Below are 6,274 nucleotides of genomic sequence, written 5' to 3' on the forward strand. Positions count from 1 at the left end.
AGACACTGCATCGGCGGAATCCCGGCGCACGCCGTGTACAGCGTGAGCTTGCCGATGGGAATGCCCATGCCGTTCGCACCGAGGTCACCAAGGCCCAGGATGCGCTCACCGTCGGTCACGACGATCATGCGCACGTTGTCGTGCGGCCAATTGGCGAGCACCTCGCGCACATGCCCCTTGTCCTCGGCCGTGATGAAGAGGCCGCGGCTGCGACGGAAGATGCGTCCGAACTCCTGACACGCCTGCCCCACTGTGGGCGTGTACAGAATGGGCATCATCTCCTCCAGATGGTCGATGACGAGCCGATAGAACAGCGTCACGTTGCGATCGTGGAGGCCGACCAGATACGAGTATTGATCGAGCGGCGTGGGCCGCGAGCGCACACCGGGCAGGATGCGCTCGAGCTGCTCGTCCTGCGTCATCACGCGGGGCGGCAGCAGCCCACGGAGACCGAGCGCGGCACGCTCGATGTCGGTAAAGGCGGTCCCCTTGTTGAGCTCGGGGTCGTTGAGGAGCGCAGCGCCGCGCTTGACTGAGGGAAGTTCGGTCACGGGGAGTGCCGGTAGTGCAGTGGGTGAACGAAACGGAACGCCCGCTCGCCATCGGCGAGCGGGCGCACGTCAACAGAATTTCAGAAGCGATCGAGTACCCAGCCGGGTACGATCATGAGAACGGCTGTCGCCGCGAGGCACAGCACGCCGGCGGCCTTGCCCAACCCCTGCCCCACCGACGTGGTCGCAGCAGCGGTGGACGGCAGCATGAACATCCGCTGGACGACGCGCAGGTAGAAGTACAGCCCGAGGAAGCTGCCTACGAGCCCCAGCACAGCATACGTGCTGTACCCAGCGGCGATGACGCTCTTGAAGATGAGGAACTTGGCCGTGAAGCCGGGAAACGGCGGCAGCCCGGCCAGCGACAGCATGGCCACGGCGATGAGCGAAGCCGCCATCGGGTCACGGTGGAACAGGCCATCGAGCGTTTCCATGCGATCGCGCACGACATCGTCGGTATGCGACGGCAGCACCGCGAACGCCAGCAGGTTGGCCGCAGAGTACACGATGATGTAGAACGTGACCGCTTCCAAGCGTCCCTCGCTCGTACCGAGAAAGGCATAGAAGAGATAGCCCGCGTGCGCGATGCTGGAGTATGCGATCATGCGACGCAGGTTGGTCTGCCGAATGGCCGCGATGTTGCCCCACACGATGCTGACCAGCGGCAACACGGCGAGCAGGTCGACCATGCTCCCCGACACGTTCACCCCATCAAAGAAGCGTACCGCCACCACCAGCACCGCGGCCTTGGACAGCGTGGCCATATACGCGGTGACCGGGACGCTGGCCCCTTCGTAAGTATCCGGTGCCCACGCATGGAACGGCACCACGGCCGCCTTGAGGAACAGCGCGAGCAGCACGAGCACCACGCCGGTACGTGCCATCAGGTCGGCCTGCAGGATCGCGTCACGATACGCCGACAGATCCATGGAACCGGTTGTGCCGTACACGAGAGAGATGCCCATGAGCAGCGTGGCCGACGCAGCGCCACTCAGCACCAGGTACTTGAGCGCCGACTCGGCCGACTGCGGGCGGCGGAACGCCAGCACGATGAGTGCGTACACCGGGATCGACATCATCTCGAGCCCGAGGAACAGCACCAATGCGCTGGCGGCCGACGGCAACAGACTCAAGCCATAGAGCGACGCCACGAGCAGCGTGGGGAACTCGGTATCCCCCAGTCCTTCTCGTGAAAAATCACTGCGAGACATGAGCAGCACCGGGAGGGCCAGCGCGAGCAGCGCCCCCTTCACCATCAGCGTGGTGGGTGACACCACGAAGTGCCCGGGGAACGGCTCGGCGCTGAGCCCCGCCGACGCGAGCCAGAACGCCGCCCCCGACGCCGCGGCGATGACGCCGAGCGCCAACGGGAACGCGAGTGACCGCATACCGCGCACGAGGGAGGTGACGATGAGCAGCACGAGCCCCGCGAGCAGCAGGTGCTCGGGGAGCATGGCACGAAGCGCCTCACTACTTGGCATCGTTCGGCAAGCGGGAGGTGGACACGAGTTGCTGGTACGTCTTGGCCGCGAGCTCCGTCTTGCGGAGGGCACTGTCGGGGAAGAGACCGAGCGCGAAGATGGAGACCGTCAGAATGCCGAGCACCGTCTTCTCACGCAGCGTGAGGTCGGTCAGCGGGCCGTGCGGCGCCTTCTCAGGGCCGAACACGAAGGTGAGGGCGAAGCGCAGCATATAGAGCGCACCGAGTACCACACCCGTTACGGCGGTGACGGACAGGATGAGCGGGAGGTGCACCCCATCAAGATGCTGAGGCCATGCGGCGGTGAACGCCCCGAGCAGCACGAGGAACTCACCCGTGAAACCGCTCGTGGTGGGGAGCCCCACCGACGCCAGCGTGAACACGATGAAGAACACGCCGAACACGGGGATCTGCCGCGCCAGGCCACCGTACGCCGACAGCTCACGCGTATGTCCGCGCTCGTACACCATACCCACGAGCAGGAAGAGCCCCGCGGCCACTAGACCGTGGCTCACCATCTGGATCACAGCGCCCTGAATGCCCGCCAGATCGAGGCTGAGCAGTCCGAGCATCACGTAGCCCAGATGGCTGATGGACGAATAGGCGATGATCTTCTTGATGTCCTGCTGCACGAGCGCCAGACAGGCGCCGTACACGATGCTCACCACGGACAGCGACATGAGCACCGGCGTGAACAGGCGCGTAGCATCCGGGAAGAGCGGGAAGCCGAGCTTCATGAAGCCGTAGGTACCCATCTTGAGCAGCACGCCGGCCAGAATCACCGAGCCCGGCGTAGGCGCTTCCACGTGTGCGTCGGGCAGCCACGTATGCAACGGCACCATGGGCACCTTGATCGCGAAGCTCAGCGCAAACGCGGCCAGCAGCGTGATTTGCACATCGAGCGGCAAACGTGCCTGCAGGAGATCCGCGAAGGCGAAGCTCGCCACCCCACCGGCCTGCTGCAGCGACCACACCAGGTAGATCACCGCCGCCAGCATAAGGATGGAGCCGAAGGCCGTGTACAGCACGAACTTCACCGTGGCATAACTGCGCCGTGCGCCGCCCCAGATACCGATGATCAGGAACATCGGGATGAGCATCGCTTCCCAGAACACGTAGAACAGGAAGAGATCCTGCGAGAGGAACGCGCCCATCATGGCGAACTGCAGCAGCAGCACGTTCACGTGGAACAGCGCCACATCCTTCTCGATGGCCGTCCACGCTCCGAGGATGACCAGCGGTCCGAGGAACGCCGTGAGCAGCACCAGCAGGATGTTCACGCCATCGAGGCCGATCGCATAACTCACCCCCCACTCGGCGATCCACGGCACACTGGTCGCCGCCTGTAGCCCGGGGACCGCACCGTCGAAGTGCGAATAGAGCACCATCGCGATCACGAACTGCACCGCCATGGCGGCCGTAGTGGTGATGCGCACCGCATTGGCGTTGCCACGCACAAAGGCGAGCAACGCAGCCGCACCGAGCGGCAGAAACAGCAGGACGTTCAGCAGCATGGCATCAGACATGGCGCCAGCTCCAGAGCAAAGCGCCCACCATGCCCACCATCACCAGCAACGCGTAGAACTGCAGGCTGCCGGTTTGCGCCCGACCGAGCCAGCCGGCCGATCGCTGTGCAAAGGCCCCGAGTCCATTGAGCGTGCCGTCGATGAGCATCTTGTCGCCAATCTTGAGGAACACGTGCTCCGACACCCACGCCAGCGGACGCACGATCACCGCCGCATAGAGTTCATCCACGAAGTACTTCCCTTCCAGCAGCACACGTACCGGGCCCGCCGCGCGGGCGATGCCCGCCGGGCGCGAAGCCGGTCCGCTGTACATGAACACGGCGAGCGCCACGCCCGCGAAGGCGATGGCGATGGACACGTAGAGCAGCGTGTGCTCGTAATGTTCGAGGGATTCCACCACCGGCGGCAACGGAATCTGCGGCTCGAGGAAGTGCGGAATCCCGATGTAGCCGCCCACCGCCGACAGCACGGCGAGCACGCCGAGCACGCCGGTCATCGAGAGCGGCGACTCATGCACGTGGTGCTCCACCTCATGGCTCATGCGTGACGCGCCGAAGAACGTGAGCCACAGCAGGCGCGTCATATAGAACGCCGTCATGAACGCCGTGAGCGCTCCCACCGCCCACAGCCACGGCGCCCCGCCCTTCTCGCTGGCGAAGGCATACCACAGGATCTCGTCCTTCGAGAAGAAGCCGGCGAGTCCGGGAATTCCGGCAATCGCCGCGGTGGAGATCACGAACGTCCAGAAGGTGATTGGGATATGCTTGCGCAGCCCGCCCATCTTTCGAATGTCCTGTTCACCGCCGAGCGCGTGGATCACGCTGCCCGCACCAAGGAACAGACACGCCTTGAAGAAGGCATGTGTCACGACGTGGAAGATGGCTACGCCGTAAGCGCCGACGCCCAGCGCCACGAACATGAAGCCGAGCTGCGACACCGTGGAATAGGCCAGCACCTTCTTGATGTCGGTCTGCACGAGGGCGATCGTGGCCGCCATGAAGGCGGTGAGCACGCCCACCACCGCCATGAGCTGCGAAGCGTCGGGCGCCTGCATGTAGAGCCCCGACATGCGCGCCACGAGATACACGCCCGCGGTCACCATCGTGGCCGCGTGAATCAGCGCGGACACCGGCGTCGGGCCGGCCATGGCATCGGGGAGCCAGACGTACAGGGGAATCTGCGCCGACTTGCCCGTGGCACCGACGAACAGGAAGAAGCCCACCAGACTGGCCGACACCATCGCCGCCTGGCCGCCAACGAACGCGCTGTTGATGGTGTCCATGTCGAGCGTGCCGAAGGCGCGGTACAGCAGGAACATGCCCAACAGGAAACCGGCGTCACCGATGCGGTTGGTGATGAACGCCTTCCGGCCGGCAATGGCATTGGCGAGATCGTCGAACCAGAAGCCGATGAGGAGATAGCTCGCCAACCCCACGCCTTCCCAGCCGACGAACAGCACCAGCATCGAGCGGCCCAGCACCAGCAGGAGCATGAAGAACAGGAAGAGATTCAGGTACGCCATGAAGCGCCCGAAGCTCTTGTCGTCGTGCATGTAACCGGTGGAGTAGATGTGGATGACCGACCCCACACCGGTGACGACGAGCGTCATGATCGCCGAGAGACGATCGAAGTAGAACGTGATGTCGAAGGTGTGTTCGCCGATGAGCGCCCAGCGGTACAGGGGCGCCACGATGGGCGTATAGCCATTGCTCTGCAGCGTGAGGAACGCCTGAATGGTGAGCGCGAAGGCCGCGATGGGCATCGCACAGGCGATCACCGCCGCAACGGTGTTGTTGAACCGCTTGCCGCCGAGCGCGGTGGCGAAGGTGCCGTTGAGCAGGAAACCCAGCAGGGGGAGGAGCGCGATGAGCGCCAACGGGGTATTCATGCGCGGCTAGCCCTTGAGCTCTGAGTAGCGGTCCACATCGAGCGAACGGGCGTGTTTCACGAGCAGCAACACAATGGGGATGGCGAGGGCCACTTCGGCAGTGGCCACGACGAAGGTGAGGAACACCATGACCGCGCCCGCGGCATCGCCGCGCTGCTGCGAAAACGTCACGAGGCTCAGGTTGACGCCGTTGAGCATGAGTTCCATGCACATCAGCATCACGAGGGCATTCCGACGGATCACGACACCCAGCAACCCGATGGTGAACAGACCACCGGCGATGGCGAGCAGGAACTGTGATTCGTTCACGCGCCCTCCTGCTTGCGGCGGCTCACGTTGACCACGGCCAGCGCAGCCACGATGGCCCCCACGAGGAACACCGTCGTGAGTTCGAACACCAGCCAGTAGCGCGTGAGAAACGCCGACGAGAACTCGACCAACGAGAAGGTGCCGCTGCCCTCTCCGGGCAGCATGCCGCTCGACATGGGCCCGCGCAGCATGCCGGCACCGAGCGCCGCCATGAGCAGCACACCCACCACGACGCCGGGCACCACATACGACGAGAACCGCTTGCTGCCGGGCGCTTCCTTCACCTCGAGCAGCATGATCACGTACACCATGAACACCATCACCGCGCCCACGTAGATGAGCACCTGGAAGGCGGCGATGAAGTGCACGCCCATGAGGCCGTACACGGCGCCGAGGGATGACATCGACGTGATGAGAGCGAGGGCCACGCGCATGGGCTCCCGCATGAACAGCATGGAGGCCGCCGCCACGAGAGCGAGCGCGCCGAACAGGACCAACGCGACCGTTTCTATTGTCCGCG

General features: G+C 64.5%; 5 protein-coding genes and 1 pseudogene. All 6 read right to left on the reverse strand.

Annotated elements, in window-relative coordinates; genetic code table 11:
• Positions 1–551: pseudogene (locus ACIQ6O_RS11185) on the reverse strand (NAD-dependent malic enzyme); the annotation flags it as partial.
• Between the two features lie 80 nt (positions 552–631).
• Positions 632–2,005, reverse strand: a complete 1,374-nt coding sequence (locus tag ACIQ6O_RS11190) for an NADH-quinone oxidoreductase subunit N (protein ID WP_396207871.1) — start codon at positions 2,003–2,005, stop codon at positions 632–634.
• A 16-nt stretch (positions 2,006–2,021) separates the two neighbouring features.
• Positions 2,022–3,557, reverse strand: coding sequence for a NuoM family protein (locus ACIQ6O_RS11195; protein ID WP_396207872.1), 1,536 nt, complete (start codon positions 3,555–3,557; stop codon positions 2,022–2,024).
• Positions 3,550–5,445 carry an NADH-quinone oxidoreductase subunit L gene (gene nuoL, locus ACIQ6O_RS11200; protein WP_396207873.1) on the reverse strand — a complete coding sequence of 632 codons (1,896 nt, stop codon included), beginning with the start codon at positions 5,443–5,445 and terminating at the stop codon, positions 3,550–3,552. Before nuoL ends, ACIQ6O_RS11195 begins: the two co-directional genes overlap by 8 nt.
• A gap of 6 nt (positions 5,446–5,451) precedes the next feature.
• Positions 5,452–5,754, reverse strand: coding sequence for an NADH-quinone oxidoreductase subunit NuoK (nuoK, locus tag ACIQ6O_RS11205; protein WP_396207874.1), 303 nt, complete (start codon positions 5,752–5,754; stop codon positions 5,452–5,454).
• A partial coding sequence (locus ACIQ6O_RS11210) for an NADH-quinone oxidoreductase subunit J (RefSeq protein ID WP_396207875.1) occupies positions 5,751–6,274 on the reverse strand: 524 nt, incomplete at its 5' end. The genes ACIQ6O_RS11210 and nuoK, both read right to left, overlap by 4 nt.

The organism is Gemmatimonas sp. (genome assembly GCF_044345575.1).
Lineage (GTDB): Bacteria > Gemmatimonadota > Gemmatimonadetes > Gemmatimonadales > Gemmatimonadaceae > Gemmatimonas.